This is a genomic window from Micrococcus sp. PSi08 (assembly GCF_054960655.1).
Genome location: NZ_JBHNYP010000019.1, coordinates 1 through 22,942, shown reverse-complemented (window position 1 = coordinate 22,942; position 22,942 = coordinate 1). Strand labels below are relative to the sequence as shown.

25 protein-coding genes are annotated in these 22,942 nt (G+C 69.2%); 12 read left to right on the top strand and 13 right to left on the bottom strand.

Translation table 11 applies throughout. From position 1 onward, the window contains the following. Positions 1 to 75: 75 nt before the first annotated feature. From ACFI33_RS07930 to ACFI33_RS07880, 11 genes are all read right to left on the bottom strand, one after another. On the bottom strand, positions 76 to 1,014 hold the full coding sequence (locus ACFI33_RS07930) for a hypothetical protein (protein ID WP_119218010.1): 939 nt from the start codon (positions 1,012 to 1,014) through the stop codon (positions 76 to 78). Then, the gene (locus tag ACFI33_RS07925; protein WP_119218009.1) at positions 1,008 to 1,709 is read right to left on the bottom strand and encodes a hypothetical protein; all 702 of its coding nucleotides are present in this window, start codon (positions 1,707 to 1,709) and stop codon (positions 1,008 to 1,010) included. The genes ACFI33_RS07930 and ACFI33_RS07925 overlap by 7 nt, the downstream gene beginning before the upstream one ends. 15 nt (positions 1,710 to 1,724) lie before the next feature. Beyond that, positions 1,725 to 2,141 (bottom strand): pilus assembly protein TadG-related protein, encoded by a 417-nt coding sequence (locus tag ACFI33_RS07920; RefSeq protein WP_049159529.1) that lies wholly within the window; start codon positions 2,139 to 2,141, stop codon positions 1,725 to 1,727. A gap of 2 nt (positions 2,142 to 2,143) precedes the next feature. Next, positions 2,144 to 2,593, bottom strand: a complete 450-nt coding sequence (locus tag ACFI33_RS07915; RefSeq protein ID WP_031943860.1) for a TadE/TadG family type IV pilus assembly protein — start codon at positions 2,591 to 2,593, stop codon at positions 2,144 to 2,146. Beyond that, entirely contained in the window at positions 2,590 to 3,000 is a 411-nt protein-coding gene (locus ACFI33_RS07910; protein ID WP_031943861.1) for a hypothetical protein, read from the bottom strand. The genes ACFI33_RS07915 and ACFI33_RS07910 overlap by 4 nt, the downstream gene beginning before the upstream one ends. A 44-nt stretch (positions 3,001 to 3,044) precedes the next feature. Further along, on the bottom strand, positions 3,045 to 3,227 hold the full coding sequence (locus ACFI33_RS07905) for a hypothetical protein (RefSeq protein WP_069941622.1): 183 nt from the start codon (positions 3,225 to 3,227) through the stop codon (positions 3,045 to 3,047). A gap of 99 nt (positions 3,228 to 3,326) precedes the next feature. Further along, entirely contained in the window at positions 3,327 to 4,199 is an 873-nt protein-coding gene (locus ACFI33_RS07900) for a hypothetical protein (protein ID WP_031943863.1), read from the bottom strand. Next, positions 4,196 to 5,062 carry a type II secretion system F family protein gene (locus ACFI33_RS07895; RefSeq protein ID WP_069941623.1) on the bottom strand — a complete coding sequence of 289 codons (867 nt, stop codon included), beginning with the start codon at positions 5,060 to 5,062 and terminating at the stop codon, positions 4,196 to 4,198. Before ACFI33_RS07895 ends, ACFI33_RS07900 begins: the two co-directional genes overlap by 4 nt. After that, positions 5,059 to 6,642, bottom strand: a complete 1,584-nt coding sequence (locus ACFI33_RS07890) for a CpaF family protein (protein WP_119218007.1) — start codon at positions 6,640 to 6,642, stop codon at positions 5,059 to 5,061. The genes ACFI33_RS07895 and ACFI33_RS07890 overlap by 4 nt, the downstream gene beginning before the upstream one ends. Further along, the gene (locus tag ACFI33_RS07885; RefSeq protein WP_031943866.1) at positions 6,639 to 7,463 is read right to left on the bottom strand and encodes a P-loop NTPase family protein; all 825 of its coding nucleotides are present in this window, start codon (positions 7,461 to 7,463) and stop codon (positions 6,639 to 6,641) included. The genes ACFI33_RS07890 and ACFI33_RS07885 overlap by 4 nt, the downstream gene beginning before the upstream one ends. Continuing rightward, positions 7,460 to 8,137 carry an SAF domain-containing protein gene (locus ACFI33_RS07880; RefSeq protein WP_069941625.1) on the bottom strand — a complete coding sequence of 226 codons (678 nt, stop codon included), beginning with the start codon at positions 8,135 to 8,137 and terminating at the stop codon, positions 7,460 to 7,462. The genes ACFI33_RS07885 and ACFI33_RS07880 overlap by 4 nt, the downstream gene beginning before the upstream one ends. Positions 8,138 to 8,308: 171 nt before the next feature. Between ACFI33_RS07880 and ACFI33_RS07875 the strand changes: the two genes are divergently transcribed. The 3 genes from ACFI33_RS07875 (at position 8,309) to ACFI33_RS07865 (ending at position 10,341) form a co-directional block, all read left to right on the top strand. After that, the gene (locus ACFI33_RS07875) at positions 8,309 to 8,605 is read left to right on the top strand and encodes an ArsR/SmtB family transcription factor (protein WP_069941626.1); all 297 of its coding nucleotides are present in this window, start codon (positions 8,309 to 8,311) and stop codon (positions 8,603 to 8,605) included. Between the two features lie 184 nt (positions 8,606 to 8,789). Then, positions 8,790 to 9,713, top strand: coding sequence for a ParA family protein (locus ACFI33_RS07870; protein WP_061873039.1), 924 nt, complete (start codon positions 8,790 to 8,792; stop codon positions 9,711 to 9,713). Position 9,714: 1 nt separating this feature from the next. After that, the gene (locus ACFI33_RS07865) at positions 9,715 to 10,341 is read left to right on the top strand and encodes a hypothetical protein (RefSeq protein ID WP_069941627.1); all 627 of its coding nucleotides are present in this window, start codon (positions 9,715 to 9,717) and stop codon (positions 10,339 to 10,341) included. 18 nt (positions 10,342 to 10,359) lie between these two features. Here ACFI33_RS07865 and ACFI33_RS07860 read toward each other — a convergent pair whose 3' ends face one another. Next, positions 10,360 to 11,265: a replication protein RepA gene (locus tag ACFI33_RS07860; RefSeq protein ID WP_101966132.1), complete on the bottom strand. Its 906-nt coding sequence runs from the start codon at positions 11,263 to 11,265 to the stop codon at positions 10,360 to 10,362. Positions 11,266 to 11,663: 398 nt separating this feature from the next. Beyond that, complete coding sequence (locus ACFI33_RS07855; protein WP_031943871.1) at positions 11,664 to 12,470, bottom strand: hypothetical protein; 807 nt, start codon at positions 12,468 to 12,470, stop codon at positions 11,664 to 11,666. Between the two features lie 262 nt (positions 12,471 to 12,732). Between ACFI33_RS07855 and ACFI33_RS07850 the strand changes: the two genes are divergently transcribed. The 9 genes from ACFI33_RS07850 to ACFI33_RS07810 form a co-directional block, all read left to right on the top strand. Next, positions 12,733 to 12,960, top strand: coding sequence for a hypothetical protein (locus tag ACFI33_RS07850; protein ID WP_031943872.1), 228 nt, complete (start codon positions 12,733 to 12,735; stop codon positions 12,958 to 12,960). Continuing rightward, positions 12,957 to 14,051 carry a conjugal transfer protein gene (locus ACFI33_RS07845; RefSeq protein ID WP_119218002.1) on the top strand — a complete coding sequence of 365 codons (1,095 nt, stop codon included), beginning with the start codon at positions 12,957 to 12,959 and terminating at the stop codon, positions 14,049 to 14,051. The genes ACFI33_RS07850 and ACFI33_RS07845 overlap by 4 nt, the downstream gene beginning before the upstream one ends. Positions 14,052 to 14,082: 31 nt before the next feature. Then, positions 14,083 to 14,376: a hypothetical protein gene (locus ACFI33_RS07840; protein ID WP_336638712.1), complete on the top strand. Its 294-nt coding sequence runs from the start codon at positions 14,083 to 14,085 to the stop codon at positions 14,374 to 14,376. Positions 14,377 to 14,393: 17 nt separating this feature from the next. Then, the gene (locus ACFI33_RS07835; protein WP_119218001.1) at positions 14,394 to 14,909 is read left to right on the top strand and encodes a hypothetical protein; all 516 of its coding nucleotides are present in this window, start codon (positions 14,394 to 14,396) and stop codon (positions 14,907 to 14,909) included. Then, a complete protein-coding gene (locus tag ACFI33_RS07830) occupies positions 14,906 to 17,461 on the top strand; it encodes an ATP-binding protein (protein ID WP_462623920.1) in 2,556 nt (851 codons plus the stop codon). The genes ACFI33_RS07835 and ACFI33_RS07830 overlap by 4 nt, the downstream gene beginning before the upstream one ends. Beyond that, positions 17,458 to 19,368: a hypothetical protein gene (locus ACFI33_RS07825; RefSeq protein WP_336265345.1), complete on the top strand. Its 1,911-nt coding sequence runs from the start codon at positions 17,458 to 17,460 to the stop codon at positions 19,366 to 19,368. The genes ACFI33_RS07830 and ACFI33_RS07825 overlap by 4 nt, the downstream gene beginning before the upstream one ends. Next, the gene (locus ACFI33_RS07820; protein WP_336265346.1) at positions 19,365 to 21,131 is read left to right on the top strand and encodes a peptidoglycan DD-metalloendopeptidase family protein; all 1,767 of its coding nucleotides are present in this window, start codon (positions 19,365 to 19,367) and stop codon (positions 21,129 to 21,131) included. Before ACFI33_RS07825 ends, ACFI33_RS07820 begins: the two co-directional genes overlap by 4 nt. Then, the gene (locus tag ACFI33_RS07815) at positions 21,128 to 21,913 is read left to right on the top strand and encodes a hypothetical protein (RefSeq protein ID WP_336265347.1); all 786 of its coding nucleotides are present in this window, start codon (positions 21,128 to 21,130) and stop codon (positions 21,911 to 21,913) included. The genes ACFI33_RS07820 and ACFI33_RS07815 overlap by 4 nt, the downstream gene beginning before the upstream one ends. A 900-nt stretch (positions 21,914 to 22,813) precedes the next feature. Next, a partial coding sequence (locus ACFI33_RS07810; protein WP_462623923.1) for a transposase occupies positions 22,814 to 22,942 on the top strand: 129 nt, incomplete at its 3' end.

Sequence of the window (22,942 nt, the reverse complement as noted above, 5' to 3'; positions counted from 1 at the left end):
CCCAATCCGATTCGTCCGAGTCCGTGTCTGGAAACAACACGCCGGGGCAGACCAAAGGTCTGCCCCGGCGATTGCTCACGGCCGGACGTTCAGGGCGTGGAACTCCCCGATTCGCACGTCCTGCGACGAGCGCGTCACGGTCTCGATTACCCCGGACTGGTCCTGGGCCGTCCACTCCACAGACCACGCCGTGATCGCCGTGACCGTGTAGGTCGGGTTCGACATCTTCATGTACGTGTGCCCGCAGTCCGGGGACTCCTCCTTGCCGAAGCGGTCCTCATACGGCGTGCCCGGCCCGTCGCAGATCACCTGCGTACCGTCGCCCATATCCCAGGTAACGCGCACCGGCCGCGCCGTGGCCTGCACCGCAACCCCGTTCATGTCCTTGCTGACCGTGTACGGCCCCCACGCCCGCGGATTTTCCGTGTTCTCCACCCACATCCACGCGGGCAGGCCGACCGCTCCGGTGCCGTCCTCCTGCACGGAGTACGGCACCATGCCGATCTCGATCCCCTCGAGCTGCATCTGCGTCACGAGCTCACGTGCCGCCTGTTCCGCATCCGCCGCTCCTGCCGCGGACGGCCGCTCCCACCAGCGCTGGGGGTAGTTCCTGAAGACGTCGGTTGCGCTTTGCCACTCGGGCACGCATTCCTCCCACGCGCCGCGAGACGGGTCCTTGCCGTCAGGAGGCGGCGGCTGGTTCTCCATGAGGCGCCACATGCAGTTCTTGGCCGGGTCGATGTTCTGGTCGCAATCCCCACGTTCGTGCGTCCAGCCCGCCTGGCAGTAGTTCGACGTTGGTTCGCTCTCCCCGGGCCCCACGGCGGGTTGCGTCAGATCGCCGCCACCAGGGCTTCCCGGCTTCTCCCCCCGCACCGTGCAAGCGCCGAATCGGCACTCGGCGTCGCCGGCGGCACTGGCTACGGGAGGGGCAACGACCGCCGCCATCATCATGGCCACCGCCGCCAGCAGAGCACTGCCCAGACAGGTGACTGGTCGCATCTGCATCAGCATGACTTCGGATTCCCCTTCTCGTCTCGCATCACGTCTCGAGTAGCAACCTTCCAGGAGCTGTCGTCGTCCTGCCAGGTCACGATGTACGTGGTCTGATAGCGCAGCGCCGATCCAGAAGAGACAGGCTTGCCATTCTTGTCCTTCACGGAAACGGAGGTGTTGTCCTCACACACCAGCAGCTGGGCGTTGGAGTGAGGGACCTGCTTGCCCTCCACGTTGCTAGTCCCCCCGATGATCGCTTCCAGCAGTTCGACTCGAGACTTTCCCGTGTAAGTCTCACCGGATGACTCGATGGCCTTCAGCTGCTCGAGGTCCTGACTGAGGTAGGGGTCCCGAGCCGCGAGACCCAGCAGCTCCCCATCCACAGAGTTCTGCTTCAAGAAGTGGTCGTTGATGGCGTAGTACAACTGCAAAGCCTTGAAGCCGTGCTCCTTCGCCATCTCATCATTCGTCGGCCGGTCGGACGTCACCGCAGCGAACGTCGAAGCCTTGCTGCTAGAGCTTGCACTCCCAGCTGACGAAGATGCCTCGCTTGCGGACGACGGCACGTCCTGGATCGGCTCCAGCGAGGACTGCGAGGCGCTCGCGGACGTGGAATCGCCGCTCGGCTGGCCGCCGCCGTTGCAGCCGGTGAGCGTGAGCGCCAGAGCCAGGACGGCTCCGGTGCATGCGGTGGTCTTGGTGACGCGGCTCATGGTGTCTCCTTGCGGTCAGCGGGTGTTCGAGTGGATCTGGGCGGTGCCCTGGCCGTGGCCGGTCAGGACGCCGGTGGGGATGAAGCGTGGGGTGTAGGGGACGTCGACGTCCACAGTGACCTTGGTGGGGGTGACGTTGACGGTGCCGGTGGCTCCGGCTTCGGCGATCATCCCCTGGGCGGCGCGCGCGGCGGCCGCTCTGTCCAGGGTGATGTCCTCGCCGCGGGCGGCTCCGGCCGTGGTGCCAGCGTTGGCGCCGGCGCGGGCGGCCTGGTGGGCGATGGTGACGGCCTCCTCGGAGGCGCGCACCTTGCCGTTCCAGTCGATGCCGATGCCGAAGCCGACGAGCACGATGATGGGGACGAGCATCAGGACCAGCAGGGAGGACTCTCCGTGCTCGCGGCCGAGCCAGGCGCGGAAGCGGGCGATCATGCTCAGCCCCTCTCTCGATAGGTGTCCACGGGGGACGTGGCGTCGGCGGTGATGGTCCAGGACCCGGGAGTGCCGGGGATGGCTAGGTCGGAGAGCGGCACCGTGCAGGTGATGGTGGCGGAGACGGACCCGGGGATGCCGGGGGCGTTGCGCAGGGCGGAGGTGTCCAGCGTGATGTTCTGGGAGCCGCATGTGAAGTCGGTCTGGTCCAGGGTCATGCGGGCGGACTGGCGCGCATTGGACTCGGCCTGGCCGGGGTTGCGGGCCAGGGTGGCCTCGCGGGCGGCGACGCCGGCCGCCGACTCGATGGAGGTCTGTGCTGCTCCGATGCGGCCGCCCATGACGGCGATGGCGATGAGCAGCCCGATGGCCGGAGCCACGATGAGCAGCCCGACGCCGGACTCGCCGCGCTCATCACGCAGCCAGGCCAGGGACGTGTCGCGGAGGTTCACTTGACCACCCTCTCGACGGGCCCGGTCACGGACCGGGAGACGGACGGGCTGATCCACTGCCCGGTGTAGGCCGGCGCGGTGCCGGTGACGGTGACGGTCATCCGCTCCCCGGTGGTGCTGATGTTCACGGAGGCGCCCTGGAGGGTGCCGGAGTGCTGGGAGATGACCTGCTGGGCGGCCGCCTGGCCCTCGGCGCTCGAGCCGCCCATGACTCGGGAAGTTGCGTAGGCCGCGTTGGCCGCGGACTGGGCCACGGTCGAGGCCTGGTAGTAGGCGCCGGCCTGGGGGACGAGGAACACGAGCAGGAGGGCCACCGGCACGATCAGCAGCGAGGCGATGTTCGAGGAACCCGTCTCGTTGCGTGCATGGGCCTCGAGGTGCGCTCGAAGCGGTGCCGTGATGTTCATGGTGCCCCCCCCTGCTCGTGGTGTTCCGTCCCTGGCTGGTCTAGTCAGCCCAGCTCGCCGACCTTGTTGGTGGCGAAGGTGTTGATGCCGGCCCAGACCAGGGCGGCCAGCACGACGGCGGCGAGCACGCCGAGGATGATCTCGATGGTCTCGGCGCCGGTCTCGTCCTTGTGCTTGTCCTGGATCCAGGCGCGGAGGATCAGGTACTGCTGCATCAGCTTGTTCATGGTGAGTCCCCTCGTGTGGTGGAGATGGCCTCGGGACGGTCCCGATGCGGGTGGGTGGGTGGATGGGAGATCACGATCTCTGGGAGGAGCTCGCGCGTCTCACGCGCTCATCAGCGTCAGCATCAGAGGGGTGAGGACGATTAGCGTGAACATCAACGCGATGAACATGATGATGTTCTTCATGCGGCCGGAAGCCTCATTCTCACGGGCTGCCTCGGCGTTGAGCATCCGCACGCGCATGTTGCGACCCAGCGCGCGCAAAGGCTCGTAGACGCTGGCCCCATTGTCTCCGCTCAGGCGCATGATGCGGGCGGCATCGGTGAGCTCGGGGACGTGGAGCTGCGTGGCCAGGGTCTCCAGGGCGGTCCAGGGCTGGACCTTGGTGAAGCGAGCCCGGACCAGTTCCTGACGGATCCGCTGGAAAGCCCAGGTGTCGCCGATGGCGGCTGCGTTTTCCAGAGCCACCGTGGGCTGGGCGTTGCGGCCGCGCTCAGAGGCCAGCAGCTCGACGAATACCGCGACCGCGCGTGCGAAGTCAGTGCGTGCCTTGGTCGCTCGCTTGCGGGCGGCCGAGTCAGGTGCCAGCCAGGCGACGGCGGCGACGAGCAGGCTGATCAGCAGGGACAGCCACAGCGGCAGGGAGTAGAGCACCTGTGCGGCCACGCTCAGGGCGAGGCAGACCACGAACACGAGTGTGGCGCCGTAGATCTTGGCCCAGGTGTGGCGGCTGCGGGTGGTGCCCAGGATGTCCAGGTCGGCGTCGGTGAGGCCGTTGACCAGGGCCGGCGGCAGCGTGCGCATCGTCCACTGCGAGGCCCGCTCCTGCCAAGAGAGCGCGCCGCCTCCGGAGGTGCTGGTCACGGTGCCGTCGAAGGCCGCCGCGCGCAGGCGCGGACGCTGGGGCAGCAGGGGCCAGATCAGCGCGGTCGCGGCCAGGCCGAACAGCATGCCGGCGATGATGATCATCATCATGACGAGCTCCTAGCGGTCAGCAGGCGGACCTGCGGCGGCGGGGCTACCACGCGGGTCATCCAGATGATGAGCCCTGCGGTGACCAGAGCCAAGACGAGGTAGAGCGCCTGGCCCAGCGGGGTCTGGTAGGCGGCCATGGGCCCGCCCATTCCGGGGACCAGGCACAGGGAAATCACCACGATGGTGATCACGATGCGGGCCTCACGGCGGGCGCCGGCGCGGTCGGCGTAGATGGCCCGGCGCTTGGAGACCTCTTCCTCCACGGAGGTGGAGAGGTCGTCCAGGGAGTTCGCCAGGCCCTGGCCGCGCTGATTGGCGGCCAGGATCAGCTGCATGACGACCAGGTCGCCGGTCTGGTCTCCCCATTCCAGGCCCAGGCGCTTGAGGGCGTCTGCGGTAGGCCAGCCGGCCTTGATGCGGGCATTCATCGTGGCGATCTCGTCCCGGATCAGGTCGCCGGCGTTGGGCATGGAAGCGGCCAGTGCGGTCTCCAGGGAGGTTCCTGCGACGATCAGGCCGGAGAGCGAGCGCGTCCACATCTCCATCTGCGCCAGCTTCTCGATCTGGGCCGATCCCCCGCCGGAGCCGAAGGCCAAGCGCAGGAGGATGACGGCGCCGGGCAGGGCGACGAGGTAGACGAGCAGGCCGGTGAACAGCGCAATGAAGAAGCCCGCGGCGGCGGCGATGCCCACCATGATCCACGTGTTGCGGTCCATGCGGCGGCCGAGTTCCTTGAGGGCGGTGAGCCAGCGCGGATCGGGTGCAGGGGCCTTGGGAGGGGCGGGCCAGAGCCAGTTCACGGCAGCCATGCCCAGGCCGAGGATGCCCAGGGCAAAGCTCAGAGGGAGCAGGAGCGAGCTCATCGGGCACCTCCGGCCAGGCGCAGCAGGTCGAAGCCGGTGCGCTCGAGATCGTTGCGCAGGCGGTTGTCCACGGGAGGGGCCACGGGCACGGCGTTCTCGTCGCCGGGACCCATGCGGAACAGGTCGGCCACCGAAATGCCCTTGTCGGTGTCGCCGGGCAGCACCTCGGAGATCGAGATGATCTTGCGCTTCACCGAACCATCGGGCTGAGGCACCTTGCGCATCTGCACGACGACGTCGATGTGGTAGCCCAGCTGGCGAGCCATGTAGGTCTCGGAGAACTCGTTCATGCCCAGGCCGACCAGACGGCGCACGGCCTCCTCGCCGGAGTAGGCGTGGACGGTGCAGTAAGTTCCCGCGCCGGTCTGCATCGCGGAGATCATCGCGCCGATCTCCGAACCGCGGACCTCGCCGACCAGGATGCGTGCGGAGTTCAGACGCAGGGCCTTCTCCATGGCCATGGTCAACGTGTACTCGCCGATGGTGCTGCCGTCGGCGGCGCGCTCGCCCGATCCGGGGCGAGCCTGAAGCTCGATCGGCGGGACCAGGCGAGAGTCGAGCCGGCCCAGGTGCAGCTCGCGCTCCTTCTCGATGGTCACGATCTGCTCCAGCGGGCCGATCTTCTCCGCCAGGGCGCGCATCAGGGTCGTCTTGCCGTCGCCGCCGAAGCCGCTGATGACGATCGTCTTGCCGGCCTGCACGAGCGCCGTGAGGAACTCGGCGGCCAGGGGGCTCAGGGTGCCGTTGTCGACCAGCTGCTCCAGGGTGATGTTCACCAGCCGATGGATGCGGAATACGGCGGTGGGCCGCGTGGAGACCGGGCGGGCGGTGGCGGCCAGACGGACCGAGCCCATCAGGTCCATGTCCAGGTCGGGGTGGGCCGCAGAGAAGGGGCGGGACTCCTCCCCCGCGTTCGCGGCGAGGAACTGGAGCTCGGCCATCATCTGCTCATCGGTCTCGAAGACGGGCGGGCGGCGCTCCATGCTGCCGCCGGTCTTCTCCACCCAGACGTGGTCGGAACCGATCATGTGGATGTTCTCCACCCCGGGCTCGTCCACGAGTGCCTGGAATCGGCCCAGACGGAACATCGCATCGAAGGTGGCCTGGCGCAGTGCCGCCTGCTCTTCGGCAGTCCATGCGGCGTCGCGGCCGCCGGTCTGCACGTTCTCACGCATCTGCTCGATGATCGCGCGGTCGATGTGCCGCCAGCCCATGGCGTGCAGCTCGCTCTCGGGCAGGTCGATGCGGTCGGCGGTCTCCTCGGCGTGCCAGTCCACGGCCTTGGCGCGCAGCACGTCGACGATCGACCAGAAGCCCGTCAGCTCCGTGGTGTTGCTCGGCCGGGTCGGGGCGCTCTGCTCGGCCTGCGGTGCCGGCTCGGGCACAGCAGTCAGCGGCCGGGACAGACCGGGCAGCTCAGCGGAATCGGTGGGAGACGGGGTAGTGCCCAGCGGGCGAGCCAGGTGAGCGCCGGCGGAGGCGGGGATCAGGGACGGCCGGGCCGGCTTGGCCGGGGTGCTCTCGGTCAGGAACGGGAGGTTGAGCAGGTCCAGGGACATGTCGGGGGTCTGATCCTTCATCGCTGCTCTCCTCCGGTCTCGGTGGGCATGTCCGCCTCGATGAGCTGGCGGCGGGCCATCAGCGCGTCCGCGAGGGAGGCGTTGGCGGCACCGATGGCCCGCGTGTAGGAACGCAGCCTCCAGGACGTCGCCTGGGCGCCCCCGCCGAAGTGAGCGCCGGCTTCCGGGCTCTGGGGAAGGCGTCCACGCACCGGCAGGCCCAGCACCTTGGAGATGTCCTTGGAGGGGAACTCCTGGGCTCGATCTTCGACCACGAGCAGGGAGGACGTGTCCACTGCCCCCGCGGTGGCGCGGGCCTCCAGCACGGCCGGCAGATAGGCACGCGCCGCGGCCACGGAGACCAGGTCGCTGCGCACCACGACGCTCAGGTGGTCGCTGTCGCGCCAGAGCGCCTCCCGGCCGTGGGCGTTCTCGGAGCGGCCAGCGTCGACGATCACGTCGATGTCCTGGCCGGAGACGGCGCGCAGAGCCATCATCAACTCCGGCCAGAGGCCCCGCATGGATCGCGCGGCCAGCGGCTCGGACATGGCGGGCAGGAGCCAGCGGGAAGGCTGGCCAGCGTCCTGGCCCGTTCCCAGGTCGACGGCGTAGTCCCAGATGTCCTGCTCCGTCAGGGCCTGTCGCATGGAGTTGTGGGCGATGCCCATCAGGCCGCTGTCGGCCGGCATGCTGCCCTGCAACCACCCGGCGAGCACGGATGAGGGCTTGCTGACGTCGGCCTCCACGAGCAGCACAGGGCGCGGCCACTGCAACGTCATGGCCACGGCCGTGGTGCTCACCCCCGGGCTGACGCCGAAGGCCGCAAGGGTCAGGATGCTCACTTCTGCGCTCCCTGCATGATCACGCTGGCGGTGCCGGCGGCACCCCAGGTGGCGACCTTCTGGGCGTCGGCCTGCTTCACGCGCAGATCCACGGTGGTCTTCCCGCTGTTCTGGTCATGGTGGCTGGCCTCGATCACGGCCGCGACGGGGTCGTGATTCTGGTTCTCGTCACCGGCCTTGGTGTTCTGGTTGCCCGGGGTGAAGAGGACCTGGACGTGATCTCCTGCGGCCATCTCCCGGGCAGGCAGGCGCCCGACCTCCAGAGCCAGGCCCACCAGCGATTCGCCGTCCTCCACACCCAAGGACGTTGCCGTGGACGTGCGCGTGATGGTGCTGCCCGGCTGGAGGTCGGTCGTGGCCACCTGCCCCTGGATCTGCTGGGCCTCGGTCGCGGGGACCAGCACGCTGGGGTCGCCAGCCACGCGCACGGACGAGAGCATGGAGGACTCGATCTTCTGCCCTCGCTCCACGGGAGCGTTCACCACCAGGTAGGGCTTGGCCTCGTTGGCCTGGGTCCCCACGAACGCGCCGAGGCCGCCCAGGGCAGCCAGGGCGACGGCGACAGCCACACCGCCCACGCGGCGCTTGGCCACCGGCGTCGGCGCAGGACGGCCCACGGGAGCCGCCGCGCTGGAGCCGGCCTCGCTGACGCGCGGGTTCTCGGTGGGGGTCACCTTGGGCGACCGCTTTCTCAGAGCCACCTTGGCCTGCCTTTCTCGCTACTGAGGGGACTGCACGGGGAGCGTATCAAACCTGCCAGCCGTAATGGCAGGTTGCTTGGTCCTTCACCAGACATAAAGCCCGGACCGCCCCCTCATGTCCCTCTGTACGGTAGACATTTCTGCATGAGCGCCCCCGCATCCCCCCTCGACACGGCCGTCGTCGCGTTCAACTCCACGCTGCGCATGCGCATCCTCGTGTTGATCGCCCGCTCCCCCGGCCTCGGCGCCCACGACCTCGCCACGTCCCTGGACATCCCCCGCGCAACCCTCTCCCTGAACCTGCGCACCCTCGAGGAGGCCGGCCTGCTGACCTCCAGCGACACCTCCGAAGCGCGCCGGGGCCGACGCCTGACCTACCGCCTCAACCGGGAGGCCTACAGCGCGATGATCGAGGCCCTGGGCGCGATCGTCGAGCGGTGACCTCATGCCATACCGGCACCACATTAGGAGTGCCGTTCATGCCATAACACCGCCGTATGCGGGCCAGTCCCCAACCGTCCGCTACACCAGTTGCATGCCATAACACTTCGGGAAATCTCTCGGTATTTCCCGAGAGATGCAGTAGGCTGAAGGAGTCAGATCACAGGGAACCTAGGAGGTCCTCATGTCCACCCCTGCGCGCTCATACGCCATCCCAGGCGTCCTGGCGGTCGCCAACGGCAAGGGCGGTACCGGCAAGACGTCGCTGGTCGCCAACCTCTCCGGTCTGGCCGCGGCCGCCGGCATCCGCACCCTCACCATCGACCTGGATCCCCAGGGCAACCTCTCCCCCGACCTCGGTCTAGAGAAGTCGGACGGAATCGAGCTGCGTCGAGCCCTCGAAGATGGGGCGCCGCTGCCGATCTCCACGGATCCCATGCGCCCAGGCCTGGGCGTCGTTCGCGGCGGCCCTCGTTTGGCCGACATCATCAGCCTGCTGGTGGCACGCGGCTACGACGCCCCGCCCCTCGGGGCTCTTCTGCACCGGAGCCTGAGCCAGGTCATGGAGGAGTGGGACCTGGTCGTCATCGACACGCCCCCGGGAGACCGCGCCCTGGTCGAGGCCGCCTTCAGTGTCGCCGAGGGCGTGGTCATCGTCTCCAAGACGGATCTGCGCTCCCTCGACGGCGTCGCTGTGACGGCCGAGCGCTTCCAGGCCGTTCACGAGACCACGAACCCCGACGTGCAGCTGTTGGGCCTGGCGCTGTTCGACGTGGAGGCGCGCGCCGTGAAGATCGAGCGAGAGGCCCGCCAGGCGCTCGAGCAGATGCTCCAGGGGCTGGCCTTCGACGAGGCCGTCTTCACCGCCCGTATTCGGCACGCCGCCGGCGCCGCCCAGGACCTGCGCAAGAGCGGACGTCTGGTGCACGAGCTCGAGAGCGATGTGGCCCGCGCTCACCGAGAGCGCTTCGCGCGCATCAAGGCCGGTGAAGCCTCGACCTTCCATGCGTCGACCATGGATGGCCTGGCAGGGGACTACGCCGCACTGGCCCAGGAGATTCTGGGACGCCTGAGCGCCCTGGGCCAGGACGAGGAGGAGGATGCCTGAGATGGAGACCCCCAATCGAGCAGACGGACTCGGCGCTGTGTTCAACGCGCGTGGCCGGGGCAAGAAGAAGCCGACGGAGAAGGTCGACTCTGTGCCATACGCCATGCCAGAAACCACACCAGATGTCACACCGGAATCCACGCAGGACACCACACCGGAAACGGTGCCTGTCGCCACGCGGGAGACCGCACCGGAACTGATGCCAGACGTGAGGCGCTCGGTCCCGCAGGAAGGCGCGCAGGTGGTCGAGCTGGACCGTGTGGACGTCCCCGAAGAGGAAGAGCTGGTCGTGCGCAACACGGCCGTCTACCTCCCCGTCCCGGTCCTGGATCGGTTGCGGACCGCGGCCGCCAAGCGGCATCGGACCTACACGGACCTGCTGATCGACGCGTTCGACGAGCTCAGCGACGATCAGCTCTTGGCGGCCTGCGGGCACAAGCCGCGTGCGGACGGGGGGATGCCGCGTGGGCGCCGAGGTGCCGCGCGCGGCCAGGGGGGCGTGCAGGTGCAGCTGCGCCTGGATCAGGAGCAGCGGGGTTGGCTGGATGAGCAGGTGGCCCGTCTAGGCGCCCCCTCCCGGAGCGCCATGGTCGCCTCGGTGTACGACGCCTGGCTGCCGAAGAGCTGAGCCCCCCTGCGTGGTGTATCAGCCCACGCGCAGGTGCCGGGGGCGCTGGTGGGCTGCCTGCGGGACGTGGGTGGCGGAGGGGTGCAGGCGCAGGCCGGAGTCCACCACGGCCACCTTCGCCTGGGGGTAGATCAGCTTCACGGGCTCGAGGTTCTTCAAGAAGGCGGCCTTGAACTGGCGCGGCTGAGCGTACTGGGCGCCGAACTGGGTCTCCAGCTGGCGCCAGGAGACGGTGGTGGTGCGCTGGAGCGTGGACATCCTGTAGGAGAGCCAGACGTAGAGGTCCATGCGCATGGGGGAGCCGCCCAGGGCTGCCAGGGCGGAGGAGAGGACCGGGACGGGGGAGCGCATGACCTCCTCGAAGTAGGGCTCGCTGAGCTCGATGCGCGCGTGGTCGGCCCCACGCTGGTACGTGAGCTCGTAGCGGTGGGCCACGTGCATGTTCTGGCCGCTGAGGGTGCGCCGGCCGGGCGTCTCGCGGCTGGTCTCGATGATGATCGAGGTCGTGCTGAGCCGGTGGAGCTGGTCCATCACACGGCGCTGATTCGCCCCGGAGGGGTAGGTGCCGACGCTGGAGAGGAACGCGCGCAGGGAGGGGCCGGGGTCCAGGTGGCGGGAGCGGGTGCGCACGGCCTCGGTGGACATCCAGGTGAGCAGGGAGCGGGCCAGGACGCCGAAGGGGAAGCCAGCCGGGCCGGGGGAGAGCGTCAGGGTGGTGTCTCCGTTGCGTCGGCTCCAGTGGGGGACCGTGGCTCCGGGGTCGCGGTAGGGCAGGCTCAGCTGGGCCCAGATGCGGGTGGAGAAGGCGACCTCGCCGGGGTTCTGCTCGATCTCCTCGCTGAGCTCGAGCAGCCGCAGGCGCCTGGGCGAGAGGGCCGGGCGCGTGGCCGCGTCGATGGAGGTGATGTCCGGCGTGTGGTTCATGGCTGAGGTGACCTTTCGGACCCGATGACGGGTGGGCGTGGAGGGGACGGAGCGGGTGTGGAGAACTGCGGTCGCCGGGGAGTTATCCACGTGCATCTTGTGACGGGGGCTCATAGTCGGCGGAGTGAACGCAGATTGGGGGCGAAATCGGCGGGATCAAGCCGATCGCGTGTGTGCATCTTGTGACGGTGCGCCGGTCGGGCCGGAGGTTATCCACGTGCATCTTGTGACGGCCAGTGTGTGCATCTTGTGACAGCCACCCCGTCAGAATCGGCATGATTGCAACGATTTTGGAGGGTCCCCATGTAGTAAAACCACATGTATTCCTCCTGTAGTGGGGGGCGGTTTCGCTGTGCATCCGTGGATAGCCGTTCGGTGAGGTGGTCGCGGTCTGGGGTTCAGGCGGCCGGGGCCTGCTCCATGAGGGCCGCGTAGTCGGGAGCCAGCCCGCTGCGCTCCATGGCGTAGTCCTTCACGGCCTGGGTCAGGCGAGTGCGCAGGACGTTGATGCGCTTGCACAGGCCGCGGCCGCTGTAGCCGTACTCGTCGCTCAGGGCTGCGCGCTCGGCCTCGTCGGCCAGCTGGTAGCGCAGGAAGACCGCGGCGTCGCGGCTGGAGAAGACGGCGTTGTCTCGAGCCCAGGCGATCAGGGCGCACAGGTCCCGGGTGGCACGGCCGTTGTCGGCGGCCTCATCGTCGGCCGGCTCCTCGGCCAGCTGCGGCAGCCAGGAGGGCAGGGCCTCGACGTCGGACTGGCCGTCGTAGAGCTTGCGCTCGAGCAGGGAGTCCTTGAGCACGTCCATGGCGAGGTTGCCGATGCACGAGCCAGCCCGGTGCAGGGAGGGCCGGCGGATCCACTTCCACGCTGCGGCGATGACGGCGGCGGAGACCTCCTCGCGGGCGGAGTGGTCTCCGTGCATGGTGGCCATGCGCATGCGGGTGTGACGGCCGGCGATCAGGGTGAAGCGAGGCAGCATCAGCTGGAGGACGGCGCGGGCGCAGTCCTCGTCGCCGACCGCGGCCTGCTCGAGCAGGCCGCGCATGATCTGCTCGCGGACCTCCACGGTGCTGCGGGCCACCGTCTGGACGAGCTCGATGCCGGTCTGAGCGCCGTGAGGCCAGGGGTGGGAGGTCTCGGCGTAGCGCACGGCCCACTCGGCGTTCAGGCGGTCGATCACGGTCGGGGCGTAGGTGGTGGTGCTCATCGGACTCGGTCCCTCCATCAGTGGTGTCCGGGCGTCCCGGACGGGTCACTGACCAGCCAAACGAGCAGGTCGGGAAACGAATCTGGATCTGGATCTGGATCTGCCGATCGTCTGGATTTCCAGAACCTGGACCGCAGGAGATCGGCGTAATCATGCGGATGTGGGGGAGGGGCGGAGAAAAAGTTCCCGCACGGGAGGGACATCGGTTCCCGCGGGCGGCCTTTAGTCCGGTGAGAGATCGCCCGTCCAAGGAGCCCCCGTGATGTCCGAGCAGACCCCCGAGATCGTGACCGATGAGCAGCTGGCCAGCTTCGTGCGTGAGGGCCAGACCATGCGGGAGGCCGAGGCCGTCCTGGAGGCGGGTCTGGCGGACCTGTGTGCGCGGCCGTTCGACCAGGCCAGCCAGGAGGAGATGCGTCGCCTCCTGGACTCCGACCAGCTGCGCGAGGCCACCCTCATCGCCCGGCGGATGGGAGGGCAGGATCGGTGAAACTGCTCTCTCGCAAGAAGAAGACCGAGCCCGCCGCGGAGGCGCCGGAGCAGAACAGCCCGACGCCGGCCAAGTCCAAGGTGAACAGCCTGGCCTCCCGGGTCCTGCTCTACGGGTTCTACGGGGCGATGGTGCTGTGCCTGGGCCTGTCCGGCCTGGCCGTGGTGCTGGCCGCTTCGACGGCCTCCCAGCCGGCGCCGACGGTGGAGGTGCCCGACACGTCCACAGCCGAGGGCGTGGCGACCTCCTACGTTTCGGCGTGGCTGCGTGCCACCCGCGACGACCAGAGCCTGCTGGAGCCCTACATCGGTGGCACGAAGATCCCCCAGCTGCCCGTGGAGCCGCTGGGCGTGCGCGACGTCGCCGTGGCCGGCGTCCAGCGCGGCCAGGACCCGAGCATCACCTCCGTGACCGTCGCCGCCCACGTGGAGCAGCGCTCCGGGGCGCCGAGCGCTCCGCAGGGAGCGGAGGCGACCAAGAGCCTGTCCCTGCTGGAGCAGGCGACCGCCTCGCCGACGTCCTCTGCCTCGCCGTCGCCGTCCCCGTCCGCGGCCAGTCCGTCTCCGGCGGCCGCGGCCACCACCAAGCCGGTCTCCTACACGCTGCGGTACTACCAAGTGGCCGTCCACGAGCAGGCCCCCGGCCAGTTGCAGGTCATCGGCTACCCCACCCCGGTGCCGGGGCCGGCTCATGGAGACCCCGTCACCCTGAACTACTCCCATCGGGTCGGCCCGGATACCGACCTGGGAAAGATGCTCGACGGCTTCCTCCAGGCCTACGGCGCCGGCCGCTCGGATGTCTCCCGCTTCCTGGCCCCCGGCTACAAGCTCGCCGCCATCGACCCCGCCCCCTACACCCGCCTGTTCATCCAGGAGATCCGCACCGATCAGGCCCTGGACTCCGTCCAGCCTGGCACCCCGGTGCGCGCCCTGATCCAGGCGGAGGCAGAGCTGCCCGATGAGCGCAACTCCCGCATGGGCGTGACGGTGCCGGTCACCGTGACCTTCCGCGACGGCCGATGGGAGGTGACCTCCCTCGACCCGGCCCCCCTGATCGACGACTCAACCCCGCAGAACACCCCGACCCCCTGAACCTCAGCTCCTACCTGAAAGCGAGACCGACGTGAGCTCCCTGATCCAGGACATGTCTACTTCCATCATCGTGCGCGCCTCGGACACCACCGTCCTCGGGGCAGACCTCTTCACCTCCATCAACAACCTGATCGCCAAGGCTCAGGGCACCTTCAACCTCCTGGTCGTCCTCATCGGCGCCGTGATCTTCCTGATCGGCTCGGCCCGCAGCAAGTGGACGTTGCCGGCCGTGCTCCTCAGCCTGCTGGCGGCCGGCCTGTTCGTCTGGGGCGGGCTCCAGGGCGTGCAGTGGGCCGCAGACTCGGCTGGCGCGACCATCAAGTGATCGGCCAGGAGTAAGCCATGACCGAGACCGGACGGTTCTACAGCAGCATCCGCCGCATCCCCACCACGCTCTACCGGCTGCCCGACGGCACCCGCGTGCCCGGGGGCCCCTACACGCTCGTGCAGGGCGTGGGCGGGGCGATCACGGTGGCGCTGCTGTGGGCCGTCCGGGGGTCCTGGACCACCGGCTTCGACCTGTTCGACTTCGCCGGCGCCCTGGCCGCTGGCTTGGCGGTCACCTGGCTGCTGCGCTTCGCCCCGGACAACCTCCACGAGCTGGGCCTGGTCATCACCGGAGCCTTCCTGGCCTGGTCCAAGCCCCCGCACGGGCACTACCGCGGCGAGACGTTCGCCCCCAAGAAGGCTCCCGCAGGGATGCCCGAGAAGCCCTCCAGTCCCACCGCTCTCACCCGCGCGATGGCCACCGACGAACCGCAGGGCGAGCCCGCGCCGACGTACCGGCCGATGGGCACCTCCTCCGTGGCACGCCTCCTCCAGCAGAGCACGACCGAGAACAAGGACACCCAGCGATGAAGAACTCCCTCCTGTACCTGCGCGAGAACCTCATGTGGACCTCCACGGGCACGGTGTGGGCGATGTGGCGCGTGCACGGGCTGCCCTACGGCTTCGGCAAGGGCGAGCACAAGGAGCGGGCCATGCTCGCCCACCAGGCCCTCTTCCAGGGCCTGCGCGGGGAGGCCATGCTCATGGGCCTGTGCGCCGAGCTCGACCCCGCCGCCGTCGTCGAGCGCATGCTCGACGGTGTCGACCTGGAGCAGTGCCCCAACTACCTCGAGGAGGTCGAGCTCTCTTTGGACGAGCTCGAGACGATCCCCGTGGGCGAGCGAGCCTACTGGCTGGCCGTGCCGCTGCCGTCCAAGTCGATCACCGACCGCCTCCAGACCCTGATCCGTTCCGTCGACGGCAAGCTGCGCGAGCAGCTGGCCCTGCCCACCTGGCGACCCACGGAGGCGGAGATCCAGGCTCTGGGGCGCACGGCCGAGCACATCGGCCGGGCCATCCCCGCCGCCTTCAAGGCCATCCCCTCCTCTCCGGCCGAGGTCGCCTGGATCTACGCGCACTCCCAGAGCCGGGGCCTGGGATCGGATCCCACCGCGCCCGCTGGCGGAGAGGACGTGCAGGCGTTCACCTCCGGGGCGAGCATTCCCGAGCCGCTCGTGGACGAGGGCGGCCAGTCCGACGTCAGCGCCAAGGAACGGCTGAACCCCTTCGGCCGCCGGTACGTGAAGATCGCCTCCGAGACCACCGCAGGACAGGCCTCGTACCAGGTGGTGATGGCCCTGACCGCCGGCCCCCGCGAGGGCTTCACCTTCCCCGACGACGAGTACGTCTCCTACATCGACTCCCTCAGCGTCAACGCGGACTGGATCATGCGCATGAACGTGCTGCCGGCCAAGCGCGCCGCCGCACGGAACAAGCGTGCCGAGGAGAAGCTCAACGAGGAGTACAACCAGCAGGAGGGCGACTCCCACGCGATCACCGGCGGATCAACCCGCCTGGACGCGATCGCCGAGGACCTCAAGGCCTACCACGCCGCACTGAACTCCTCGGAGGCCGAGGTCTCCGTCGACGTCGCGGTGATGTTCATCGTCGGCGCCGAGACCCCCGAACAGGCCCAGGACCAGGCCCAGATGATCCAGGCGGCCTACTCGGCCCGCGACTTCAAGGTGATCACGCCCCTGGGCTACCAGGAGTCGCTGTGGTGGGCGTGCCTGCCAGGCACGCCGGCCTCCTCCGTGGTGAAGAAGCTCGAGCTGCTGGTCACCGGCCGGCACCTGGCCTTCGGCGTGCCCATGGTGACCGACGCGCTGGGCACCCGCACCGGATTCCGGCTGGGCACGAACATCTCCTCCTCGCGCCGCAGCCCGGTGTTCATGAACATCGGCGGCCTCATGGAGGCCGACATGTCCGGCTCGTTCGCCGTCACCGGCGAGAACGGCTCCGGCAAGTCCACCCTGTTGAAGATCGTGGCCGGCAACGTCTTCGACCGCGGAGGCCAGATCGTGGCCATCGACCGCTCCGACAACACCGAGTGGGCGGCCCTGGGTCGACTGCTCACCGAGAGCGAAGGCTCCCAGCCCACCGTCGTCGAGCTCGGCGACACCCGCTGGTCGATCGACCCCCTGCGCCTGTTCCCGGGCAAGGTCGCCGCGCGCGTGACCCGCTCCCTGGTCTCCGTGCTGCTGGGCTTCGGCTCGAACTCCGCCGAGGGCCGGCTGCTCGGCCAGCTGCTGCACCCCGACTACGCGGAGGAGCATCAGATCACCTCCATGGGGTCCCTGGTAGCCCACCTGCTCTCCGGCCAGGGCTTGGCGGGGGAGGAGCCGGAACAGACCCGCGCGATCGCGTTCGGCCTCCAGAACGTGCAGTCCACCGAGTTCGGGCCCCTGCTCTTCGACGAGTCCCTGCCGACCCTGGACCTGTCCTCGCGCTTCCTCACCTTCTGCACCCGCGGCGTGGAGCTGCCCCGACGCCACGAGCTGGAGTCCGCCGCGCTGAAGGCGGAGCTGCCGGTGGAGAAGGTCATCGGCCGCGCCCTCTATGCCCTGATCGTGGCCATCAGCCGCGTCGTGCTCTACGCCGACGACTCCATCGAGTCGCTGATGATCGTCGACGAGGCCCACCACGCCACCGGCTCCCCGGAGACCGAGCTGGAGCTGTCCAACGTGGTCCGCTACGGCCGCAAGCACAAGGCCGCCGTGGCGTTGGGCTCGCATGACGCGTCAACGGACTTCGGATCCCAGCAGCTCCAGGCGCTGATCCCCGTGCGCATCGTCTGCCGTTCCCGCGACTCCAAGATGGCCCAGCGCAACCTCGACTGGATGGCCGACATGGGGCAGGACGAGTGGGTCGAGCTGGTCACCTCCGGGCTCTCCCCCCTGGACGACAACGAGGAGGTGGCCCCCGAGCGCCGCGGTGAGGCGCTGATGCGTGACGCCTACGGAAACGTCGCCAAGATCAAGGTGCTTCCTCCGCTCTCGCCGGCCCGCTTCAAGGCCGTGATGAGCTCCCCGCCCAAGCGCGGAGCCTCCACCGAGACCGCCAAGGAGCTGGTGCACGCATGAGCGCACACGGATGGATGCGACGAGCTGGCGTCAGCGCTGCCGTGTTGCTGACCATGCTCTGGGCCGCCCCGGCCGCCTCTGCGGCCCCGGCAGCCCCGGCGCAGTCGGGGGTGATGGGCCTGGAGGAGTGGTCCCAGCAGGTCACCGACTCCTCCGGTGTGCCCATCTCCAAGTACGAGGCACTGCCCCTGGACCACGGCGCCGGAGGCATTGACATCAACCCCGCCCGCGACGCGCTGGTCTCCGTGCTCGACTTCTTCTGGGGCCTGCACTACATGTGCGTGACCACGTGCATGTGGCTGCTGCACACCCTGCTCGGCTTCCAGTGGGTCTCCTGGTTCTCCGGCCCGATGGAGGTCCTCGGCCAGAACTTCGGGCAGCTGGTCGCGCAGATCCACTGGATCCCGCTGGCGGCGATGATCTCCGGCACGACCATCGGCCTGCTGTTCTTCATGCGCAAGCGCGGCGCGGCCTGGGGGGAGATGTTCGTCTCCGTGATGATGGTCGTGGTCGCCACGAACATCGCGCTGAACCCGGTCGCCTACATCACCGGCCCGGACGGCGTCCTCCAGACCTCCCAGCAGACTGCGGCGCAGATCGCCGTGGAGGCCACCGGAGGCAAGGGCGCGATGGACGGCGGCGCGGACGCCTCCTCGGCCCTGGGCCAGTCCGTGATGGCCGACCTGACGGACGCGATGCTGCGCGGGCCCTCCCAGGCCGTCGCCTTCGGCCAGTTGCTCGAGGGCAGCTGCGCCAGCACCTTCACCGAGACGATGAAGGCCGCGGACCCCATGGACGTGGAGTCCAAGTCGGTGATGGACCCGGTCAAGGGGTGCAGTGATTCGGCCAAGAGCTGGTCCGAGTCGACCTCCTTCACCAAGGTCGCCCCCATGCTCATGACCAACCTGGGCTCGGCAGCCTTCGCCGTGCTCGTGGCCACCATGGCGGTGGTGCTGTTCCTGGCCGTGCTCATCGCCCTGTTCTACGGGGTCTACCAGGCGCTGGCCGTGATGATCTCGATCCTGCCGGGCACCTCCCGCAAAGAGTTCTTCGGCGCGTTCGTCGGCGTGATCGCCTGCGGTGTGGTCATCGTGGCCGCGATCGTGCTCGTGGCCGTGTCCCTACGCCTGGTGGCCAGCATGTTGCTGACCACCGCAGCCCTCGGCGTGACCCTCCAGATGCTGTTGCTGGTGCTCATGCTGATCGCGCTGATCTGGCTGGTGCTGCGCGTGCGTCACGGGATCATGAAGAAGGGCGACCAGACCGCCCGCTGGCTTTCGCGCTTGGGCGCTGGCCAGGAGAAGAAGTCCAGCGTGCCGATGAAGTCGCTGGTGGGCATGGCCGGCACGGCCCTGGGCGGCTACAAGTTCGGCCGCCTCGGTCTGGCCAAGGGCGGCGGCGGCGCCGGCCCCTCGGGCGGCTCCGATACGCCCAGCGGAGGACCGCGCCAGCCGGATCCCCGCGGCCCCCAGGTCTTCGGCCGTGCCGCGCGCGCCGACGGCGGCAGCGGGCCCGCGCGCCGGCGCCGTCCGGGCGGGCAGCTGCCCCCGGCTCCGCTGGTGCGTGCCGTCGGCGTCGGGGCGGCTGCCATCGGTGGTCCGATCGGTGGGGCGGTCAACGTCGTTGCCCAGGGCGCGGCCTGGTCCATCGAGCGCCAGAACCGCCAGGAGCTCACCGGCCCCGGCAAGCCCCAGCGGGTGCCCCGCCAGTCCCGGATCAAGGTGGGCAGCGACGGCAAGGCCACCGTGACCCCCCGCCGGCCCGAGGTCGTGGAGGGCACCGTCGTGGATTCGAGACAGGGCCCCCAGCAGCCCCCGCGGCGGCCGCGGTCGGACAGCACGGAGGCCACCCAACGGATGCGCGAGCGCCTCCGGGCCGCCCAGGGCCCGCGGGGGCAGCACGCATGAAGCGCCGCGCCGTCTTCATCGGGGCCGGCGCCGTGGTGGCCGTCGTCGCCTTCGTGGTGGTGCTGATCCTGCTGATCATCCTGATGATCGGCGGCGCCCAGCAGAAGCTGAAGATGCAGCAGTCCTCTCTCTCCTGTGTCGTGGGGGGCCTGACTGCCGCGGACGGGTCCCTGGCCATCCCGCTGATGGGCCGGGTCACCTCCGACTACGGGCCGCGCCCGAACCCCTTCGGGCCCGGGTACATCCCCCCGGGCTACACGAGCGAGGCGCCCTTGCTTTTCCACGGTGGCGTGGACATCGGCGGCATCCCCGAGGGAACCCCCATCAACGCCGTCATGGGCGGCACGGTCATCGGCACCAACATGGAGGGTGAAGAGGGCGGCAACATCCTCAAGATCGACTCGGGCAACGGGATCGAGTGGCGCTATGTCCACATCGCCAACGGCACCACCGTGGTCAAGCCCGGCCAGCAGGTGAAGGCCGGGGACCACCTGGCCGGAGCCGGCGAGACCGGCGTGGCCACGGGCGTTCACCTGCACCTGATGCTCTACGTCAACGGCGAGCGGTCCAACCCGCAGACCTGGCTGGCCGAGCGCGGCCTGATCCTGGAGAAGGGCCAGATGCCCCGGCTGACCTCTCCGGCCGGCGGCGATGCCGCGGGGGCGGCGTCCTCGAGCTCGGCGGCAGCCTCCTCAAGTTCGGCTCCCTCAGCCAAGCTGGCCAGCGGATCCTCGCCCACGGGCGCCGCCGCCTCGGACGGGCAGCCCCCCAAGGTCAACGGGCCGGTGCGGATCACCTTGCCCGAGGGCAGCGAGTGGACGCTCTCCCCGGAGCAGGTGGAGAACGCGGCCCTGATCATCGGGGTGGCGCGCGAGCTCAACATCTCGGACAAGGGGATCCAGGTGGCGCTGATGACCGGGCTCCAGGAGACCATGCTCCAGAACATGGCGAACCCGACCCTGCCGGAGTCCATGAACTTCCCGCACCAGAAGACCGGCACCAACAAGGACTCGGTCAACGTCTTCCAGCAGCGCACCGTGGCCGGCTGGGGAAGCGTGCCGGAGCTGATGAACCCCGAGTACGCCGCACGAGCGTTCTTCGGCGGCCCAACCGGCCCGAACAAGGGCATGCCCCCGGGCCTGCTGGACATCCCCGGTTGGGAGGGCATGGCCCCCGGGTCGGCTGCCCAGGCCGTACAGAACTCGCGCCACCCCGACGAGTACAACAAGTGGGAGAACGCGGCGAACCAGATCCTGGGCCAGGTCACCGGCACCACCCCCATGATGTGCCAGGGCGCCGGCGGGGCTGCGGCCGCAGCCAGCGCCACCTCCAGCACCGCCCCCGAGGGCAACCACGCCCTGGACGAGGACACCAAGCGCCTGGAAATCCCGGCCGACTTCTCGCGCTCGAAGATCGTCTCCCGCGCCGAAGCCGGCATCGGCGGCACCTACACCTACGGCGCCGCGGACTTCCGATCCTGGGATGCCACGGGGCTGGTCTCACGCGTCTACCAGGACAACGGGATCGACATGCCCCGCCAGGCCCCGTGGACCGTGGGCAAGCGCACCGAGACCCCGCAGCCCGGCGACATCGTCGCCCAGAAGTGGGACCCCACCCGCGGGCGGTGGGAGCACGTGGGCATCTACGTCGGCGACGGCATGATGATCTCCGCGATCAACGAGTCCGCCGGCACCCGCAAGCACCCGGTCACCCAGACCGGCACCGACACCGTCTACTTCGACGTGATCCAGGAGAAGAAGTGAGCCGCACGGACACCACCCGCCACCCCCAGGACCCCCAGCTCCGCACGGGGCGGGCCTGGCCCTTCCTGGTCGGCGCTCTCGCCGCGGCAGGCGCCGGCGCGTGGCTGCTCACCGGCACCCCCGGCGAGCAGACGCCGGAGGCGCCGGCCCCCACCCCCACGGCGGCCGCGAACTCCACGGCCGGGGCCTGGCCTCAGCCGTCGGCCAGCACCGCCCCGGCCAGCGCTGCGAGTCAGGAAACGAATCGGGAAACGACCACCTCCACGGGGCCGTCGAAATCTGGAAACGCCCAGGTCAGCCCGTCATCGGTCAGTGCGGCACGCAGCTCCCAGATCGGGGTGGAGAAGGCCGCCCAGGAGCGAGCCGTCCAGGGTCTGGACCCCGACGCCCGCAAGCGTGCCGAGGACGTGGCCAGCCGGTTTGCGCAGGCCATGAACGCGCGCACGTGGCAGACCAGCCGGCAGCAGTGGCGGGAGGCGCTGGCGCCCACGGTGAGCCCTGAGCTGCTGAAGACGCTCGACGTCGATCGGGACTGGGAATCCGACGCCCAGCACCGCTTCGTACAGGCCAAGGCCAGCACGTCGGTGCAGGTGCTCGAGTCGCGCGCGCAGACCGTCCAGGGCGAGCGCGTCGACGTCGCGCTCATCGTGGCCACCGAGACCACCGGCGAGGACCCCTGGGTCACCGCGCCGCGGACCGAGCGCCCCATGACCGTCGTCGTGGACACCACCCAGAACCGGGTTGTTGAACAGATCGACATGACCCCGCACGGCGGTCTCTGAGACGCCCCCCGGCCGGGCCCTACGACACGTAGACCAGCGGCTGCGACATCTTCACGCGAGCTCCCCAGCGGGAAGCCGTGCCATACGAGCACCAGCGACCGGCGAGCATCCAAGGAGCACCGAAGGTAGACGGGAGCCAGAGCGCAGCCGTGCGCGGGCGTACAGGCCGGGAGCAGAAAGCCAGGGGCCCGGCGGAAACCAAGCCGCACGAGGGCCAGAGGGAGGGGAGTCTGCCGCCACTGCCCAGCCACAGATCCACGCCCCAGAGACCCCCTCTGGGCCTGGATCAGGGGCGGCTCCGTTCGGGGGATGAGCAGCAGTGGCGAGGCGATGTGCATGGGCCACACGGGGGTGGGAAGTGCGCCGGAGACGGCACCGCAGGAGTGCCGTTCAGGTGCCATAACGCGAGCGGGAAGCCCGCGGGAAGAGCGGGAGTCGAGCGCCTCCACCCATCGGGAAATCCGGAAGGACGGGGAAGAAAGAAAAGAGAGATATTGCCCTCTGGAATGGGCTGATTCGCTCGGGTTAGCCTCCTCCTCTCGACTCCGTCTCGCTGAGGAGGCTACCCGACGAGTCAAGTCCATGGAAGGGGGTACCGGGGTGATCTGCCTTCCACATGATTGCGATTTTACGGCAGGGGGTACCGGGAGGCGATCAGAGGGTGGGGTGCTGTCGAGATGCAGCGAAGATTTCACAAACGCGTGAATATGCTGCATACCGCGACACGCCGTGGAAATCTTGACATCTGAGATCAGAGACCACTGAAGTCGAGATGGCCGGAAGGGCGCCAGTCGTGCAGCCTGGGATCCGGTGCGAGGCGCGATGTAACGGCGCCTGACCCACTCGTGGCCTAGGGCGTGTCTGAGAATAGATGCACGAGTCAGCTGAGACCCTGGGGACATGTCCCGGTTCCAGATGCTCTCTGACACCCAATGGGAGTTGATCGCCCCGATGCTCCCGACCCGGGCCGGCCGGGCCGGCAGGCCGTTCGCCGACGCCCGCGCCATGGTGGAGGCGATCATCTACCGG

What these genes read in the sequence shown, in the direction of transcription:
- ACFI33_RS07930 (WP_119218010.1), bottom strand. Translation starts at nt 1,014, where the DNA reads ATGCTGATGCAGATGCGACCAGTCACCTGTCTGGGCAGTGCTCTGCTG.
- ACFI33_RS07925 (WP_119218009.1), bottom strand. Translation starts at nt 1,709, where the DNA reads ATGAGCCGCGTCACCAAGACCACCGCATGCACCGGAGCCGTCCTGGCT.
- ACFI33_RS07920 (WP_049159529.1), bottom strand. Translation starts at nt 2,141, where the DNA reads ATGATCGCCCGCTTCCGCGCCTGGCTCGGCCGCGAGCACGGAGAGTCC.
- ACFI33_RS07910 (WP_031943861.1), bottom strand. Translation starts at nt 3,000, where the DNA reads ATGAACATCACGGCACCGCTTCGAGCGCACCTCGAGGCCCATGCACGC.
- ACFI33_RS07905 (WP_069941622.1), bottom strand. Translation starts at nt 3,227, where the DNA reads ATGAACAAGCTGATGCAGCAGTACCTGATCCTCCGCGCCTGGATCCAG.
- ACFI33_RS07900 (WP_031943863.1), bottom strand. Translation starts at nt 4,199, where the DNA reads ATGATGATGATCATCATCGCCGGCATGCTGTTCGGCCTGGCCGCGACC.
- ACFI33_RS07895 (WP_069941623.1), bottom strand. Translation starts at nt 5,062, where the DNA reads ATGAGCTCGCTCCTGCTCCCTCTGAGCTTTGCCCTGGGCATCCTCGGC.
- ACFI33_RS07890 (WP_119218007.1), bottom strand. Translation starts at nt 6,642, where the DNA reads ATGAAGGATCAGACCCCCGACATGTCCCTGGACCTGCTCAACCTCCCG.
- ACFI33_RS07875 (WP_069941626.1), top strand. Translation starts at nt 8,309, where the DNA reads ATGAGCGCCCCCGCATCCCCCCTCGACACGGCCGTCGTCGCGTTCAAC.
- ACFI33_RS07870 (WP_061873039.1), top strand. Translation starts at nt 8,790, where the DNA reads ATGTCCACCCCTGCGCGCTCATACGCCATCCCAGGCGTCCTGGCGGTC.
- ACFI33_RS07865 (WP_069941627.1), top strand. Translation starts at nt 9,715, where the DNA reads ATGGAGACCCCCAATCGAGCAGACGGACTCGGCGCTGTGTTCAACGCG.
- ACFI33_RS07860 (WP_101966132.1), bottom strand. Translation starts at nt 11,265, where the DNA reads ATGAACCACACGCCGGACATCACCTCCATCGACGCGGCCACGCGCCCG.
- ACFI33_RS07855 (WP_031943871.1), bottom strand. Translation starts at nt 12,470, where the DNA reads ATGAGCACCACCACCTACGCCCCGACCGTGATCGACCGCCTGAACGCC.
- ACFI33_RS07850 (WP_031943872.1), top strand. Translation starts at nt 12,733, where the DNA reads ATGTCCGAGCAGACCCCCGAGATCGTGACCGATGAGCAGCTGGCCAGC.
- ACFI33_RS07835 (WP_119218001.1), top strand. Translation starts at nt 14,394, where the DNA reads ATGACCGAGACCGGACGGTTCTACAGCAGCATCCGCCGCATCCCCACC.
- ACFI33_RS07830 (WP_462623920.1), top strand. Translation starts at nt 14,906, where the DNA reads ATGAAGAACTCCCTCCTGTACCTGCGCGAGAACCTCATGTGGACCTCC.
- ACFI33_RS07825 (WP_336265345.1), top strand. Translation starts at nt 17,458, where the DNA reads ATGAGCGCACACGGATGGATGCGACGAGCTGGCGTCAGCGCTGCCGTG.
- ACFI33_RS07820 (WP_336265346.1), top strand. Translation starts at nt 19,365, where the DNA reads ATGAAGCGCCGCGCCGTCTTCATCGGGGCCGGCGCCGTGGTGGCCGTC.